This is a genomic window from Paraglaciecola chathamensis S18K6 (assembly GCA_000314955.1).
Taxonomy (GTDB): Bacteria; Pseudomonadota; Gammaproteobacteria; order Enterobacterales; family Alteromonadaceae; genus Paraglaciecola; species Paraglaciecola chathamensis.
Map to the genome: position 1 here is coordinate 32,869 of BAEM01000016.1, position 15,742 is coordinate 48,610.

Here is a 15,742-nt window from a genome sequence, read left to right on the forward strand (position 1 = left end):
ATATGAAGATGAATAACCACGCATTGAATAGAAACCTGATAGAGCGCGTTGCCCTAGGTGACCTGCTACGTAAGCGCAGCAGAGACAGCGGCGAGCAGCCTGCCATTGTAGATTTTCCAGCCGGTGAGCGCCGTGCAACCAGCTATAACGAATTAAACAAACGGGTGAATCAGTTGGCCCACGGCTTAATCGCAAAGGGCGTTAAACAAGGGGACAAACTGGCGTTATTCTCAACCAATCAGCGCGACATGCTTACCGTGTATTTTGCCTGCTACAAACTCGGTGTAATTGCCGTACCGATTAATTTTATGCAAGGCGTAGACGATGTGCGCTACAACCTTGAACACAGCGAAACCTCAGCCGTTGTTTACGAAGCGATGTTTGCCGAGCTAGTGCACGCCAGCACCGAAGGTAATCCACACATCAAGCTGACGGTGCAAATGGGCAATACCAAGGGCAAAACTGATTACAGCTTAGAAGCGCTGCTCGATAATCAAAGTGAGCAAGAGATTAATGACCGTATTATTGAGGACAGAGACACGGCCCACATGATCTACACTTCGGGCACCACTTCACGACCTAAAGCGGTTGAGTCATCCCATCTGGCGCTGACCATAGCGGCGTTAACCGGTGCCATTGAGCTTGAGCTAAATCGATATAATCGCATGTTGTTGGTGCTGCCGCTGTTCCATTGTGCGGCATTATCTGTGCTGCACCCAGTGATGATGCGCGGGGGCTGCACTGTGCTGCACGCCGCATTTGACCCTAACATTATTGTGGATAGTCTTGAGCAGGAAAAAATCGAAACCGCCGTGTTCATGCCCATGATGTGGCATGCACTGCTCGCTACGCCGAATGTTGAACAGCGCGACTTTAAACACTTCAAATTAGGGGTGTATTCCATGGCTGCTATGAATAGTAGAAGCCTAGAAAAAGTACGTAAAACCTTTGGGTGCGTGATGCATTTGGGCAGCGGCCAAACCGAGTTCGCCCCCGTTGCCTGTATGTATCGAGATAAAACCCCAACCGAATTCAGCGAAGGTAATTATTGGGGGGAGCCCGTTTGTACTGGTGAGCAAGCGATTATTGATAAGCAAGGCAACGAGCTTCCCAACGGCGAAGCGGGAGAGATCGTATGGCGCGGGCCACAAGTTATGAGTGGCTACTATAAAAATGAGCAAGCCACAGCGGAAGCGGGTAAATTCGGCTGGCATCACACGGGAGATATCGGCTTAATCGATAACCAAGGCCAACTGCTGTTTATTGACCGGATCAAAGACACGATAAAATCGGGTGGCGAAAATGTTTCATCACAAAAAGTAGAACAGGTGCTTGAGCTATTTGACGGTGTTGAACGAGCCGCTGCTTTTGGCGTGAGTCACCCTCATTGGGGGGAAGCTGTATGTGCCTGTATTATAAGCAGTACTTTGAGCGAACCAGACATTCCCAGTATCGAGGACCACTGTAAAGCGCAGCTAGGGAAGTTCGAAGTCCCTAAAGCTATTTTCATCTGCGAAACATTACCCGTAACAGGCACAGGAAAAATCAGAAAGGTAGAGCTAAGAGCGCAATATAAAGACTTGTTTATACCCATTCCAGTCAATAATTAATCACTCAGCAAAAATTTAAAAAGGACTTAATCCAAGCGTTTTAATATTTCACAGGCAATAAAAAAGCGCGTTAATAAACGCGCTTTTTTGGTATCAATGAGTGGATTATGACATCGCACTCTGTAACTTTTTCATAGCGTTCTTTTCGATTTGACGAACACGCTCTGCAGATACTTGGTACTTATCTGCAAGATCTTGCAATGTGGTTTTATCGTCACTTAACCAACGCGTCTGAATAATATGTTGGCTACGCTCATCAAGGGTTTTTATCGCAGAGTAAAGCTTTTGTGATGCGGTCGCATCCCAATCGGCATTTACTACTTCTGTTTCAACGTCAGGGCTTTTATCTTCTAAAAACTGTACTGGCGCGAAGCTGCCACTTTCGTCGTCATCGGCAGACAAGTCAAACGCTTGGTCATGGCTACTCATGCGAGCTTCCATCTGTAGCACTTCTTTCTCGCTTACCCCAAGATCGCTTGCAACCTTTTGTACTTCTGCATGGGTAAACCAACCTAAACGCTTTTTGTTTTTACGTAGATTAAAGAATAACTTACGCTGCGCTTTGGTGGTCGCAACTTTCACTATACGCCAGTTACGAAGTACAAATTCGTGAATTTCTGCTTTTATCCAATGTACAGCAAAAGACACTAATCGAACGCCTACTGTAGGGTCGAAACGTCTCACTGCTTTCATTAGTCCAATGTTACCTTCTTGGATTAAATCCGCTTGAGGTAAGCCGTAGCCAGAATAAGATTTAGCAATATGCACAACAAAACGTAGATGAGACATAATCAGCTTTCTTGCAGCTAATAAATCGTCTTCCTGTTGTAAACGTTCTGCTAGACCTTTCTCTTCTTCAGCGGACAACATATCAATGCTGCTAACAGCTTGAACATAAGTTTCGATGCTACCGGTCTGTGGAACGGTTAACGTTAATGCACGCATATCTGTAGTCATAATCACCTCGTGTAACATTGTGTTCTAGGAACCATGCAATGACTTTGCCATCCCAGAACTGCTTTGAGTTTACGCTTGTTGTAATAGACCACTCAAAGGCGAAAAAATTTCATGTAGCGACTGATGTTTCAGTAATATATTATACAAAAAACAGATCTCTGTGATCCAGATCAATTGAAAAGTTTTACTGCGCTACTTTTGGGGGTTGCTCATACTTCATGAACAACGAATGATGCAACCATAATAACAGTTACCATTGTACGCAAGAACTATCTTCGCAATATTAATATTCTATTACATATGCTGGTCTTTCATCACATTTGATAGACTATATTGATCTTTTTTTGTTTTATTGAAGTAAAAACAATCCTTTGTCGTATTTACAAGGTTTAAAATAGTCTGTTAGTCTGACTTTGTTCAAAAAAACGACGAAAGTACATCGAAGGTACTAAAATTAATTTGCAGCGCTCCCCAAGCGTTATATCTTTTGGACTAAATAGTCTTAATAAAATGTTTTCATAGGGATGTAAATGTTCGCCTTTATTGCTCGTCAGCCTATTTTAGATCGTAAACGTGATGTATTTGCCTACGAATTGCTTTTCCGAGACGGTAAAAACAATTGTTTTCCCGATGCCACTCGCGATGAACGTACCGAAAAGCTCATCGCTAAGCATTATCTTACGCTAGGATTGGATGACATTTCTTGCAATAAAAAGTCGTTTATCAACTTCCAAAAAGAAACATTAGTCAATGGCTTACCTGACGTTCTTGACCCGTCAAATGTGGTTGTCGAACTATCCGATACCGTATTACCTCACGACGCTTTGTTAGATGTGTGCCGGCAAGTCAAAAATACCGGTTTTACCATTGCGTTAGATGATCATAAACTCGATCCTAAATGGGATGATTTTTTACCTTACGTCGACATAGTTAAGGTGAACATCATGCAAAGTGACTATGACGGTATAGCTAAGGGGATGCCTAGGTTACTAGATTCCAATGTAAAATTGGTTGCTGAGCAGATAGATACCCAGCAAGATTTCGAAATTTATCGAGACATGGGCTTTGATTATTTCCAAGGTTATTTTTTCGCTAAACCAGAGGCGATAAAACAACAGAATTTACCCACCTCAAAGCTAACCTTAGTCGAGTTAATGGGTGTGAGCTCAAGCGAAACGTTTGACATAGAGCGCGTTAACTCTGTGATAGAGCACGATGTTGGCTTATCTTATATGTTGTTGCGCTTTGTGAATAACCCTATGGTTAACAAGCGTTACAAGATTACGTCATTACGCCATGCTATAACTTATATGGGCGAAGTGGAGCTCAAGAAGTTTGTCGCCTTGTTGGCTTTAGCGAACCTTAATGATGACAAACCGATAGAGTTATTACACTTATCTCTTGTACGGGCTAAGTTTTGTGACTTGGTGGCGCGTGAATCGAAGAAAGGTGATAACCCACCAGTAGGCTTTTTAGTGGGGTTATTTTCATTGTTGGATGCAATATTAGATCAACATATGGATACCTTGCTCAATCAATTGCCAATTGATGATGACGTAAAGTTTGCATTAAGTGGTGGGCAAAATGATTTGTCTATTTATTTAGTGCTGGCGAAGGCATTTGAAAGTGCTAATTGGCTCAAGGTTATCCGCATTGCTGGCTTGCTGAAAATAGACCAAAAGCGCCTGCACAGTATGTTTAATCAGGCGATTGTGTGGGGTAACGGCTTGCGTCAATCTGTATCGCCACACTTTCCTGAATCAAAAGTATAGCCACTCGTTTCTAGTAGTTTACCAATTGCTTTTGCAGCGACTTACATCCTGTCGCCTGAGATTTACCTCAGGCAAATATTACTTAGGCTCAATTGCGCTCACATGGCGCTTCACGGAAATCATTGAGCCAACAAGCCCCAATACAACAGATGTAGAAAGCATAATAAGTAGGGTGCTGAAATCAACGCCTGTAAGGGTAAATTGCTTTTGATAAAGCGCACTAACAGCTTCAACACTTGAGCTCATCCACCATAGTAAGCAAATCACAGTAAACCAGGCCAACAATCCACCTAATAAGCCGTACCAAAAGCCTGTGTACATGAAGGGGCGTTGAATAAAGGCGTCAGTGGCACCCACGAGTTTCATCACTAAAATTTCATCTTTTTTGCTTAAAATATTTAGTCTAATGGTGTTACCTATAATCAACACCACGGCTAAAAATAGCAACAATGCGATCATAGTGACCAACTCTTTGGCCACCGTGAGAATAGCGTCTAGACGTTGTAACCATTCTAAATCCAGCTTGCCGATATCGACTTCTCGCTCGCTACGCAGTTTATCGAGTAGCAAACGCGCGGCGGCAGGGCCAGCATGCTTTTCGGTAGGGGCCACTAAAACCACGGGAGGTAACGGGTTCTTGTCAAGATACGCAATCGCATCACCAAAGCCTGAAAGTGTCTTAAATTCGTTTAGAGCGTCATCTGCGGGTATGTAAGTGACTTTACTAACCTCTGGCCAAGAATTAATGCGCGTCAGTAATTGGTCAATATGTTGTTTGGACGTTTCAGCTTTTAAAAATAGCGATATTTCGGAAGCCTGATCCCAACCGGCATTTATCTGCTCAGCATTTTTGACCAGAATATATAGGGTGCTGGGTAAGGTAATACTTAATCCGAGTACGCCTATGGTCATCAATGAAGCGGCCCCTGCTCGCCACATTTCACCTAAGCTACCTAACGCTTGGCGAAGATGGCTGAGAAAAAACATTTGAATGCGTTGAAGAATAGAAATTTGACTTAGTTGAGCGCCTCTAGAGCGCCCTTTAAATAATAAACTCATTCTTCAAACTCACTTATGTGTGTGCGGCCAGTTAATGCTGAGTTGGTGTTCAGCTGCATGAGCGCTCTGATTAAAAGTCTTGAGATAGGCCATCGGTGATCATTTGCCCATTTTTAAGGGTCAGTGTGCGGTACTTCATGCGAGCAATCAGGCCCAAATCATGAGTTGCGATAAAGACTGATACCCCAGCTTGGTTAAAATCTTCAAATAAGCGGATGATTTCCATCGACAGTTTTGGATCTAAATTACCGGTTGGTTCATCTGCTAACAACAGTGGCGGCTTGTTCACGACAGCGCGAGCTATGCCGACTCGCTGCTGTTCACCGCCAGAAAGCATAATAGGCAGGTTTTTCACTTTATCGCGCAGGCCCACCATTTCAAGCGCCGCATGTACTCGTTTGCTGGTTTCTTTATGGGAATAGCCCTCAATAATGAGCGGCAAAGCGACGTTGTCGAACACGCTTTTATCCATCAATAATTGATGGCTTTGAAATATCATACCGATATCACGGCGAATATAGGCAATTTGCCGACGGCTGATTTGATTTAGGTCATGACCATTGATCAACACTTTTCCTACAGTAGGGCGTTCCATCAAACTGATCAGTTTCAACAAGGTACTTTTACCCGCGCCGGAGTGGCCGGTGAGAAAAGCCATCTCACCAGGCTCAATGTGAAAGTCAACTTTGCGCAGTGCTTGTTGCCCTCCAGGGTAGGTTTTACTGACTTGCTGAAATTTGATCATAGCATCACTCTTGGCGCGTTCGGCTTATTGACTACTTTGGGCATTCGCATCAGTGCCGCTCTCAGCAAAGAGTGCTTCCACAAATTCATCACTGGCAAATGGACGTAAATCGTCAATCCCTTCGCCTACACCTATATACCGAATAGGAATTTTAAATTGGTCGGCTAAGGCGAAAATGACCCCGCCTTTTGCGGTGCCATCTAACTTGGTTAATGTGATGCCTGACAGACCCACTGCCTGATTAAATAATTTAGTTTGGCTAACAGCGTTCTGACCCGTCGCTGCATCTAGGGTTAACATGACTTCGTGAGGTGCGTTTGGATTAATTTTTCGCATAACGCGCAACACTTTTTTCAGCTCTTCCATCAGGTGTTCTTTGTTTTGCAGACGCCCTGCGGTGTCAGCAATCAGTACATCCACATTGCGAGCCTTCGCTGATTCAAGAGCATCATAAATTACTGACGCGCTATCAGAGCCAGTTTTTTGCGCTATCACAGGGATGTTATTACGCTCCCCCCATACTTGTAGTTGTTCAACCGCAGCAGCTCTGAAGGTATCGCCGGCGGCTAACATCACTTTTTTGCCCTGTGACTGAAATTGCTTAGCCATTTTACCTATGGTGGTGGTTTTACCTACGCCATTAACCCCAACCATCAAAATAACAAACGGGCCCTCATCTGCTTCAGGCACAAGTGGCTGACTGACTTCTTGTAATATTTCGCTCATCTGTTGCTTGAGTAATTGATACAAGGCATCGCCGTCTTTTAATTGGTTACGTTTCGCGCCATCAGTCAATTTTTTAATGATTTTATTGGTGGTATCCATACCCACATCAGCGACTAATAACTGTGTTTCCAATTCTTCGTATAAATCATCATCTATGGCTTTACCACGAAACAAGCTGACAAAACCGCTACCTAAGTTAACTTTGGTACGCGACAAGCTCTGTCTTAACTTGGCAAATAGTCCCATTTTGGCTGGTTTCTCTGATTCTGGCTCAGGTGTCGGCTCTGGTTCAGGTGTTAATTCTAACGCTGTTTCTTGCACCTCTGAGGTGATTTCTACTATCTCGCCAGGTTGCTCAATTTCAGCTGTTTTTTCAATTTCATCAGCTTCTTCAATTTCATCTGGTTCTTCAATTACAGGTGAGGTTGAAACATCAGCTTCTTCCAGCTCAGAGGCCAAGACGGAGGCGGATTCGTCTATGTCATTCGTTTGACTACTCTCACCCATAAGAGACTGTTTATCGGTAAGGGGCGGCTCATCTACCGCGCTTTCTACTTCCACAGCAGGATGAGCATGAGAAGCGTTTTCTACCTCAGTCTCCACAACATTATCAGGGGCACGCTCTTGCTCGACAACTTGCTCGTCGATGATTTCATCGCTTTGCTGCGGTATTTCTTGGGCTTCTTCTGGTGCGCTCTGAGGGGGATTTTGTGGCTCTGACTTGGGCTTGTCTTTTTTGAGCCAACCGAAAAACTTGGACATATTAAATAGAAATCCTTGGAAAATCGTTGAATTAATTGAGTACACTTACGTTACTTTGCAGCAATGATAGCATTCCTACTATAAATGAAGCGAGACGTAAAAAAGACTCAAGCCGCCAATGGCGCAATTCGTATTATCAGCGGGCAATGGCGTGGGCGTAAATTGCCGGTGATGAACGTTCAAGGCTTAAGGCCAACCACAGATAGAAACAAAGAAACTTTGTTCAATTGGTTGATGGCATATACCCAAGATAGCCGCTGCTTAGACGTATTTGCAGGCAGCGGAGGCTTGGGGTTTGAGGCACTTTCTCGCTACGCTAAACACGTTACGTTTATTGAGTTAGACAAAAATGTTGCGCGCAATTTACAGCAAAACCTGATCACCTTGAAAGCCACAGAAGATAGCGCAAAAGTGCTATGTGGTGATGCTTTAAGTTATTTAAAGCAGCTAAACGATGAGTTTGATTTGATTTTTGTGGACCCACCTTTTAATCAAAACCTTGTTCCTAAAGCCATTGAGAGCATTGAACAGGGTGGTTTGCTCGCCAAAGATGGTTTGATTTATATTGAATGCGAAACACAAAATGCTCAATACAATGTGCCGCCTCAATGGCGTTTATTAAAAGAGAGCAAAACTAGCCAGGTGACAGCGCGGCTGTATCAAGGCTAGTTGCTGATGGCATAATAAAACTAAGGAGTAATATCGATTCCGATGTTACTCATACCCTCGCCGATAGCGATTGCTTTTAACGCTTTACATGTTTCGCCATTTTTAGGGCTATTGGCTAACAAAGTGAGCAACTCTTGTTGGATTTCGATTTCCCATTGCATCAGTGGGTGCTGTTTTATTTCTTCGTCTGTTATTTCGTCATCAGAGGTGGCTTCAACAAAGGTTTCCACTGTGCCTTGGGCGAGTTTACTGACCACAACGGCACCTTGTAGATCTTCTCCCATTAACAATAAAATAAGCGCAGACATTGACATGGCGGTGTCGATAGCCGGGTAAACGCCTATGCTGTCGTAATCGTTAGGGTCAGGTACGTTTGCTTCTACCTTTTCCAGTTGTGCGGCAAAATTGATTTTTGTTTTCGGATGAGCAAGCCATTCCCAGATCACATTTAAACTATTTCGATATGGGCTAGGGTCTGCAAATTCGGTCGCTTCACAAAAAAGCTGGTAATTCGGTAACATACGCTCTAATAACGCTGCTGAAAAGGCAACCGACTGCCAAGTCTCTAATTCTCTAACTTGTTGAAAAATAGTTAGTTTGTTTTCTTTCATTGTTACCTCGTTGTTCCGCTTCTTACACTAGCGAATAAAATTTTCCGATGCCATCAAGTAGCATTTGAATTGAAATCATAATTAGGATCATCCCCATCAAACGTTCAATGGCGATCAGGCCTCGCTCACCTAGTATGCGATGGAACAGGTTCGAAAATATCAATATAACCGCGCTCACCGACCAAGCGGCCAGCAGTGCCAAAGACCAATCTAACATACGGCTATGATCTTGGTTTGCGAGTAGAATAAGTGCCGCAAGAATAGATGGGCCAGCAATCATTGGGATAGCTAATGGGACAATAAAGGGCTCTTCACCTGCCGGTAAGCCGGTTACACCGCCGGGTTGTGGGAATATCATTTTTAATGCGATCAAGAATAAAATAATGCCGCCGGCGATACTGACAGTTTCTTGCTTAACACTTAAGAAATCGAGTACGGCTTGGCCGCTGAACAAAAAGCCCATCATGATCAGTAGAGAGAAAAACAACTCTCTGATCAGAACGATACGACGTCGCTTAGGTTCAATAGTTTTTAACACTGACATGAACACTGGAAGATTGCCTAGTGGGTCCATAATCAAAAATAATGTAATGGCCGCGGACCAAGTTTCCATAGTGCTACTCTTTCGGGAGTTAATTAAGACGGGTGTGGTTGGGCAAGTGTATAACATCTATGCAGCTCAGCCCATCTGATTGAAACATTTATCTATTTTTAAGTGTTAAAGATCAACGGCTCTCAAAGAAATTGTTTGCTATGGTTATATCAATACCATTAAATTTTAGCTGAGTGGTTAATTATTTTTTGGAATTGGTATCAGGTGCGGCATTAGCCTAGTTGTAAAGTTTCCACGTCGGTAAAAGGTGTGCATATTTAAAAGGATTAGAAAATGAGCGTGATGACAGTAGATGAGGTAGCAACGTTTTTGGGTGTAGAAGCAATACGCGTTGAACGCTTAGAACGTGAGAGTTTATTGATTGCTGTAGACAAAGACGAGCAGGGCAGGCCGCTATTTAACGCCAAAGATGTAGAGAAATACAAAGTGCTCGCTGAGCGTCTTGGCGGGCTATGAGCTTTAATTCAGCAAACCTAGGTACGTCTTGCGCACCTAGGTTGTTTCACAGTATTCGGGAAACCAAATACTTATTCAGTTACCCATTATTCTGACATTCTTTATTCAGACCCCCTTATTCTGATAATAGGGCCTTGGCTATGGTTCGAATACCTAAACCTGACGCGCCTGCAGGTGTATAGGCATCTGCGCTATCGTTAAATGCCGCGGCCAAATCTATATGCAACCAACCTTGACCGTCATTGCTTACAAACCGCGAAAGAAAGCCCGCTGCGTTTGATGCGCCTCCGGCACCTCCGCCTTTTTGCGCCCGGCTATTGGCGGTATCTGCATAATGAGATGGGCATTTTTCTTGATGCCATTTCTCTAGCGGCAAGGGCCAAGCCGGCTCGTTTTCTTCATTAGCGTACCCTAATGCGCGCTGCATCAGACTTTTATCTAGAGCGAAAAAGGCATTGTAGTCACGGCCTAGTGCTGCACTGGCAGCTCCTGTTAAGGTTGCTGCATCAATAATCAATGGCGCTTGGGTCTCGCATGCCGCCATTAAGCCGTCTGCTAGCACTAATCGGCCTTCGGCGTCGGTATTGACGATTTCTACCGTTGTGCCGTTTTTATAGGTGATTACATCGCCTAGCTTATAAGCATGGCCACTGATTAGGTTCTCTGCACAGCATAAATATAGTTTCACCCGTTTGTCTAGGCCCTGCATAATCGCTAAGCCTAAACCACCGGTTACCATCGCAGCTCCGCCCATGTCACATTTCATGTGCAACATACCTTCGCTACCTTTAATGCTATAACCACCACTGTCAAAGGTTATGCCTTTGCCCACTAACGCTGCGCTAACAGGAGCAAGGGGGTCGCCTGTTGGGTTGAAGTCTACTTCAAGCATTACAGGTGGGCGCTGGCTGCCGCGGCCAACGTTATATAACCCGTGCCACTGTTGTTCTACAAGCTCCTCACCCACCCACTGCTTTGCACTGACGTGACTAGGGCTTAAGCTGGTTAACCATTCTACACTGCTGCTAGCCAACTTTTCGGGCGACAGATCTTCGGGTGTGGCATTGGTCTGATTGCGAGTGAATACCAACGCTTGATAGCGCTGGGTTAAGGTATTGCTATTTTCGTCATCTGCCCACTGAATGTGATGCTGTTTTTTACTACTGGTAAAGCTGTAGGCAAAAGCCCACTGTTGTTCGATTTGCCATTTACCGCATAAAGTCACGAAATCTAAATTTAAACCGTCTAGAATGCGCGCTGCGCGGCGAATGGTTCTATGTTGAGGGTCTTCAGATAATAAATGGATTGTAGCGCTTTCATTGTCGAATGAGAGCACAGCGTTCTTGCCCCAATGGGCAGCGGCTGGCGCATTAGACAGTTGGATAGAAAGTCGAGACATAAAACACTCCTAAGATAAGTAAGCCAATATCATAACAATTTTGTAACGATAAACAGTATGGTGATGAATGCAATTTAATAACAGTTTGATTGAAGGTGTGTTGATTAAACGTTACAAACGATTTTTAACCGATGTCACGTTATTGAATAAAGGTGAGGTGGTTGCTCATTGTCCTAATACTGGTGCAATGACGGGATGCGCTGAGCCAGGCATGCAAGTTTGGCTTTCTGCAAGTGATAACCCTAAGCGGAAACTGGGCTATACTTGGGAGTTAGCGGTAACCCAACAGGGTCATTGGATTGGTATCAATACTAATAATGCCAATAAAATCGTCGGGGAAGCGCTGACGATGAAGACAATTAGTGAATTAGCTGGCTATGACAGTGTGCGAGCTGAAGTCCGTTTTGGGCACGAAAATAGTCGAATTGATTTCCTTCTTAGCGCATCGAGCAAACAAGATTGTTACATTGAAGTGAAATCGGTGACCTTGTTAGAAGATGAGCAAGGCTATTTTCCGGATGCCAAAACGGTTCGAGGGCAAAAGCATTTGCGCGAGCTAACAGCTATGGTCGAACAAGGTTATCGTGCTGTTTTGCTGTTCTGTGTTCAGCACACCGGTATTCAAAGTGTAAAAGTGGCAGAACATATTGATCCAAAATATGCACAAATGTTTGCTCAAGCAGTTGAGGCTGGGGTAGAAGTATTGGCTTACTCATGCGTAATTAACGAACAAAATATTACGCTAAATCAACGACTCCCAGTGATTGTATGAAAATATAAGTTGCTTTTTTCGCCGACATCGCCATATTGCCCGTCGGAATTTGGTTTTTAGCATTAACAGCAGGTCAGTGAGTAGAATTGCCAGCGGTATTTCTTTCTGTTATACATACCCGCTTGCACAAAACCGTCCTGTGCTCGTAGTTAAGGAGAATTGGCTGATGCCAACAGGAAACACGATGAAAACACTCGGATTATTAGCCCTAGCTGGTCTTACTCCTTATCAGGAGAAAGCAGGCGAGGAATACATGAATGAAAAACAAATGGAGCATTTCCGTTTGTTATTAAAAGCATGGCGCGACCAATTACGCCAAGAAGTAGATCGTACCGTGCATCATATGCAAGACGAAGCGGCTAACTTCCCCGACCCAGTTGACCGGGCTGCTCAGGAAGAAGAGTTCAGTATTGAACTTAGAACCCGTGACCGTGAACGCAAATTGATCAAAAAAATCGAGAAGACCCTTAAACGTATTGAAGAAGACGATTTCGGCTTCTGTGATACATGTGGTATCGAAATTGGCGTTAGGCGCTTAGAAGCGCGTCCTACTGCCGATATGTGTATCGATTGTAAGACCTTAGCTGAAATTAAAGAAAAGCAGCTGCAAGGTTAATACTGATAACGAAAAAGCTGCTTAACGCAGCTTTTTTTATGCTTATGCACTATTTCATTTGCACGATTTCGTTTAATGACCACCCCCTTTGATACACGCCGACTTCATCAAGACACCTGCTATGTAGGGAGGTTTGCGCCTTCACCTTCTGGTCCATTACATTTGGGCTCTCTTGTGGCTGCTTTAGGTAGCTATCTACGGGCGCGGCAAATGAACGGGAAATGGCTCTTACGAATCGAAGATATTGATCCACCGCGCGAGCAAGCCGGTGCTGATGAACTCATCAAAGAAGCGTTGAACGCGCACGGTCTATTATGGGATGAAGATGTTATTTATCAACGTAATAGCTATGAGCGTTATGAGCAAGCGCTTACATGGTTGCGTGCAAACGGTCATTGTTATTTTTGTCAATGTACGCGCAAACAGCGGCTGGCAAACCCGAAAGGACAATCTTGTGCTTGCGCCCAGTTAGCATTGAATCCTCAGGGCTGCGCAACCGTTCTTCGTAATACCGGTGCTGTACACGAAATCGATGATCTAGCGCTTGGGCGAGTTTCTTTTGATGAACAGTGCAAAGACGATTTTATCTTACGGCGCAAAGACGGCTTATACGCCTATCAATTAGCTGTGGTCATTGATGACATTGATTCAGGAGTAACTGAAGTCGTGCGCGGCGCGGATATTCTACCCGCTACAGCTTATCAACTTGCGTTATATAATCTGTTTAAGCAGCCTGCACCCGCATACGTGCATTTACCGCTTGTGATGGGCGACAATGGTCAAAAGTTGAGTAAACAAAATCATGCTCCCGCACTAAATAATGAGCATGCAACTGATAATTTGTGCGCAGCATTAGAAACGTTAGGTTTGCGTGTGCCGAGTTATTTAAACAACGCCCTGGTGCCAGATATTTTAGACTTTGCAGTGCATAACTGGAGCGTGGCGCTTATTGCTGACAATGGTCATGCGTTTGACAATAGAATTGACGCGTAAGACAGGTTATGATCCGACGCGTTAAACAACCTGCTTTGGGTAGTCCCTTATATTGGAGCTGAACTTATTATTTCTCGCGTAATCAACAAGGTTAAAGAGGCGTTTAAAACCACGCCGAGCACAGCTAAAACCACTCTTGTTGCCAACATAATTCCCCGTGCTGAACATCCGGTATCACGCAGCGACATTAGTGATAACGCGTTAAAGGTATTATATCGTCTGCACAACAACGGTTATCAAGCCTTTTTGGTTGGTGGTTGTGTGCGTGATATTTTGCTTGGAAAGAAACCCAAAGATTTTGACGTCACCACAGATGCGACGCCAGAACAGGTCAAAGAACTGTTTAGAAATTGTCGACTGATCGGGCGCCGATTCCGTTTAGCGCATGTTGTATTTGGTCGAGAAATTATCGAAGTCGCTACATTTCGTGGCCATCACCCAAGCCAAGATGAAGACAAAGAGAACGACAAAGACAAAGATAGCAAGGGTCAAAACCTAAGTAAGCAAAGCGATCATGGCCAACTATTGCGCGACAATGTATTCGGTAGCATAGAAGAAGATGCAGAGCGACGTGATTTCACGGTCAACGCGATGTATTACAATATCGCTGACTACAGCATTCATGATTTTGCCAATGGTATGCAGGCGGTTAAAAATCGTCAGATCACTATGATTGGCGACCCTGCTACGCGCTATCGAGAAGATCCCGTGCGTATGCTACGTGCAGTGCGATTTTCGGTAAAACTAGGCATGAAAATAAGCCCTGAAACTGCTAAGCCCATATACGAACTAGCCCCATTGATGGCGAACATTCCACCGGCACGCTTGTTTGAAGAGGTGTTGAAGCTATTGCTGTCAGGGCAAGGTCTAGAAACTTACAAACTACTCAATGAGTTCGGTTTGTTTGAGCAGTTGTTCCCGCAACTAACACCTTTACTTAAATCGCAAAATAGTCGTGAGCTTGCGTTTATTGAGCAGGTGCTAATGAATACGGATAACCGTATTAATTCGGATATGAAAGTGACGCCCGCGTTCATTTTTGCAGCGTTGTTATGGTATCCGTTAGAAGAGCGCTGTCAGCAGCACATGGTAGAAGGCGGCTTAAACCACTTCGATGCCTTTAATTTGGCCTTGAGTGATGTATTACATCGCCAAATACAGCGCATTATGATCCCCAAGCGCTTTACGATTACCGTACGTGAGATTTGGCAATTGCAACAACGCTTGCCAAAGCGTTACGGGCGCAGGGCATTTCAAATGCTTGAGCACCCCAAATTTAGAGCTGCCTATGATTTCTTACTGATACGTGGGCAAATTGAAGGTGGCGAGTTGCTGGAGTTATCCCAGTGGTGGACTGACTTTCAAAACCTTAACCCTGAGCAGCGCCAAGGCATGTTGAAAACCCTGCGCGATAAAGAAGGTGGCCCGCCTAAACGCAGAAGCCGCTATAGAGGCAAGAAGAAAGCTGCCCAATGAACCAAGTTTATGTTGGGTTAGGGAGTAACTTAGCCCAGCCTGAACAACAAATAAAAGATGCATTGCTGGCCATTGCGTCGTTGCCTGATACTTGCGTAACTGCCACGTCGAGCTTGTATGTGAGTCGGCCAATGGGGCCGCAAGACCAACCTAGCTATGTTAACGCAGTGGTTGGCGTGCAAACTGAAATGCAACCTGTTGAATTTCTTCATTGCTTACAAAAAATTGAGCTTGAACATGGTCGTGAGCGTAAAGCTGAGCGCTGGGGGCCACGAACCCTAGACTTGGATATTCTGCTTTTTTCGAATCAAGTTATTGATTCTGTTGAACTTACGGTTCCGCATTACGGTATGAATGAACGAGAGTTTGTCTTGTATCCTCTACATGAAATTGCCCCCGAATTACAACTTCCAAACGGCACGAAAGTGAGCGAAATGCTCAATAATTGTCCTATCAATGGGTTGGAAAAATTACCCTATAAATGAGTTTGATAGAAATCCGTTAAA

General features: G+C 44.3%; 16 protein-coding genes. 9 read left to right on the forward strand and 7 right to left on the reverse strand.

Going from position 1 to position 15,742, the window contains the following annotated elements:
• Positions 1-8: 8 nt before the first annotated feature.
• Positions 9-1,610 carry a class I adenylate-forming enzyme family protein gene (locus GCHA_RS05015; protein WP_007985763.1) on the forward strand — a complete coding sequence of 534 codons (1,602 nt, stop codon included), beginning with the start codon at positions 9-11 and terminating at the stop codon, positions 1,608-1,610.
• Between the two features lie 105 nt (positions 1,611-1,715).
• Here GCHA_RS05015 and rpoH read toward each other — a convergent pair whose 3' ends face one another.
• Positions 1,716-2,567 carry an RNA polymerase sigma factor RpoH gene (gene rpoH / locus GCHA_RS05020; RefSeq protein ID WP_007985764.1) on the reverse strand — a complete coding sequence of 284 codons (852 nt, stop codon included), beginning with the start codon at positions 2,565-2,567 and terminating at the stop codon, positions 1,716-1,718.
• A gap of 530 nt (positions 2,568-3,097) precedes the next feature.
• Between rpoH and GCHA_RS05025 the strand changes: the two genes are divergently transcribed.
• Positions 3,098-4,339 (forward strand): EAL and HDOD domain-containing protein, encoded by a 1,242-nt coding sequence (locus GCHA_RS05025; RefSeq protein WP_007985766.1) that lies wholly within the window; start codon positions 3,098-3,100, stop codon positions 4,337-4,339.
• Positions 4,340-4,417: 78 nt separating this feature from the next.
• On the opposite strand, the gene ftsX is transcribed toward GCHA_RS05025, so the two are convergent.
• The 3 genes from ftsX to ftsY form a co-directional block, all read right to left on the reverse strand.
• Entirely contained in the window at positions 4,418-5,398 is a 981-nt protein-coding gene (gene ftsX, locus GCHA_RS05030) for a permease-like cell division protein FtsX (protein ID WP_007985768.1), read from the reverse strand.
• A 70-nt stretch (positions 5,399-5,468) separates the two neighbouring features.
• Positions 5,469-6,143, reverse strand: a complete 675-nt coding sequence (ftsE, locus tag GCHA_RS05035; protein ID WP_007985773.1) for a cell division ATP-binding protein FtsE — start codon at positions 6,141-6,143, stop codon at positions 5,469-5,471.
• A 24-nt stretch (positions 6,144-6,167) separates the two neighbouring features.
• Entirely contained in the window at positions 6,168-7,631 is a 1,464-nt protein-coding gene (gene ftsY / locus GCHA_RS05040; protein WP_007985774.1) for a signal recognition particle-docking protein FtsY, read from the reverse strand.
• Positions 7,632-7,715: 84 nt separating this feature from the next.
• Here ftsY and rsmD point away from each other — a divergent pair, with 84 nt between their 5' ends.
• Positions 7,716-8,300: a 16S rRNA (guanine(966)-N(2))-methyltransferase RsmD gene (gene rsmD, locus GCHA_RS05045; RefSeq protein WP_007985776.1), complete on the forward strand. Its 585-nt coding sequence runs from the start codon at positions 7,716-7,718 to the stop codon at positions 8,298-8,300.
• Between the two features lie 20 nt (positions 8,301-8,320).
• Here rsmD and GCHA_RS05050 read toward each other — a convergent pair whose 3' ends face one another.
• Positions 8,321-8,911 carry a YjaG family protein gene (locus GCHA_RS05050; RefSeq protein WP_007985778.1) on the reverse strand — a complete coding sequence of 197 codons (591 nt, stop codon included), beginning with the start codon at positions 8,909-8,911 and terminating at the stop codon, positions 8,321-8,323.
• A 22-nt stretch (positions 8,912-8,933) separates the two neighbouring features.
• A complete protein-coding gene (locus tag GCHA_RS05055) occupies positions 8,934-9,524 on the reverse strand; it encodes a YhgN family NAAT transporter (RefSeq protein WP_007985780.1) in 591 nt (196 codons plus the stop codon).
• A gap of 273 nt (positions 9,525-9,797) precedes the next feature.
• Here GCHA_RS05055 and GCHA_RS05060 point away from each other — a divergent pair, with 273 nt between their 5' ends.
• A complete protein-coding gene (locus GCHA_RS05060) occupies positions 9,798-9,980 on the forward strand; it encodes a hypothetical protein (protein WP_007985782.1) in 183 nt (60 codons plus the stop codon).
• Positions 9,981-10,095: 115 nt separating this feature from the next.
• On the opposite strand, the gene pepB is transcribed toward GCHA_RS05060, so the two are convergent.
• Positions 10,096-11,379: an aminopeptidase PepB gene (gene pepB, locus GCHA_RS05065; RefSeq protein ID WP_007985785.1), complete on the reverse strand. Its 1,284-nt coding sequence runs from the start codon at positions 11,377-11,379 to the stop codon at positions 10,096-10,098.
• Between the two features lie 67 nt (positions 11,380-11,446).
• Between pepB and sfsA the strand changes: the two genes are divergently transcribed.
• The 5 genes from sfsA to folK all read left to right on the forward strand — a co-directional run bounded on the left by sfsA (position 11,447) and on the right by folK (position 15,721).
• Positions 11,447-12,151 (forward strand): DNA/RNA nuclease SfsA, encoded by a 705-nt coding sequence (sfsA, locus tag GCHA_RS05070; RefSeq protein ID WP_007985787.1) that lies wholly within the window; start codon positions 11,447-11,449, stop codon positions 12,149-12,151.
• A 166-nt stretch (positions 12,152-12,317) separates the two neighbouring features.
• Positions 12,318-12,767: an RNA polymerase-binding protein DksA gene (dksA, locus tag GCHA_RS05075; protein ID WP_007985788.1), complete on the forward strand. Its 450-nt coding sequence runs from the start codon at positions 12,318-12,320 to the stop codon at positions 12,765-12,767.
• 75 nt (positions 12,768-12,842) lie between these two features.
• A complete protein-coding gene (gluQRS, locus tag GCHA_RS05080) occupies positions 12,843-13,760 on the forward strand; it encodes a tRNA glutamyl-Q(34) synthetase GluQRS (protein WP_083881826.1) in 918 nt (305 codons plus the stop codon).
• 150 nt (positions 13,761-13,910) lie between these two features.
• Positions 13,911-15,236 (forward strand): polynucleotide adenylyltransferase PcnB, encoded by a 1,326-nt coding sequence (pcnB, locus tag GCHA_RS05085; protein WP_083881827.1) that lies wholly within the window; start codon positions 13,911-13,913, stop codon positions 15,234-15,236.
• On the forward strand, positions 15,233-15,721 hold the full coding sequence (folK, locus tag GCHA_RS05090) for a 2-amino-4-hydroxy-6-hydroxymethyldihydropteridine diphosphokinase (protein WP_007985791.1): 489 nt from the start codon (positions 15,233-15,235) through the stop codon (positions 15,719-15,721). Before pcnB ends, folK begins: the two co-directional genes overlap by 4 nt.
• Positions 15,722-15,742 lie beyond the last annotated feature (21 nt).

Bases quoted from the DNA above. Each gene is read 5' to 3' on its own strand.
- GCHA_RS05015 (WP_007985763.1), top strand. From the start codon at position 9: ATGAATAACCACGCATTGAATAGAAACCTGATAGAGCGCGTTGCCCTA.
- rpoH (WP_007985764.1), bottom strand. From the start codon at position 2,567: ATGACTACAGATATGCGTGCATTAACGTTAACCGTTCCACAGACCGGT.
- GCHA_RS05025 (WP_007985766.1), top strand. From the start codon at position 3,098: ATGTTCGCCTTTATTGCTCGTCAGCCTATTTTAGATCGTAAACGTGAT.
- ftsX (WP_007985768.1), bottom strand. From the start codon at position 5,398: ATGAGTTTATTATTTAAAGGGCGCTCTAGAGGCGCTCAACTAAGTCAA.
- ftsE (WP_007985773.1), bottom strand. From the start codon at position 6,143: ATGATCAAATTTCAGCAAGTCAGTAAAACCTACCCTGGAGGGCAACAA.
- ftsY (WP_007985774.1), bottom strand. From the start codon at position 7,631: ATGTCCAAGTTTTTCGGTTGGCTCAAAAAAGACAAGCCCAAGTCAGAG.
- rsmD (WP_007985776.1), top strand. From the start codon at position 7,716: ATGAAGCGAGACGTAAAAAAGACTCAAGCCGCCAATGGCGCAATTCGT.
- GCHA_RS05050 (WP_007985778.1), bottom strand. From the start codon at position 8,911: ATGAAAGAAAACAAACTAACTATTTTTCAACAAGTTAGAGAATTAGAG.
- GCHA_RS05055 (WP_007985780.1), bottom strand. From the start codon at position 9,524: ATGGAAACTTGGTCCGCGGCCATTACATTATTTTTGATTATGGACCCA.
- GCHA_RS05060 (WP_007985782.1), top strand. From the start codon at position 9,798: ATGAGCGTGATGACAGTAGATGAGGTAGCAACGTTTTTGGGTGTAGAA.
- pepB (WP_007985785.1), bottom strand. From the start codon at position 11,379: ATGTCTCGACTTTCTATCCAACTGTCTAATGCGCCAGCCGCTGCCCAT.
- sfsA (WP_007985787.1), top strand. From the start codon at position 11,447: ATGCAATTTAATAACAGTTTGATTGAAGGTGTGTTGATTAAACGTTAC.
- dksA (WP_007985788.1), top strand. From the start codon at position 12,318: ATGCCAACAGGAAACACGATGAAAACACTCGGATTATTAGCCCTAGCT.
- gluQRS (WP_083881826.1), top strand. From the start codon at position 12,843: ATGACCACCCCCTTTGATACACGCCGACTTCATCAAGACACCTGCTAT.
- folK (WP_007985791.1), top strand. From the start codon at position 15,233: ATGAACCAAGTTTATGTTGGGTTAGGGAGTAACTTAGCCCAGCCTGAA.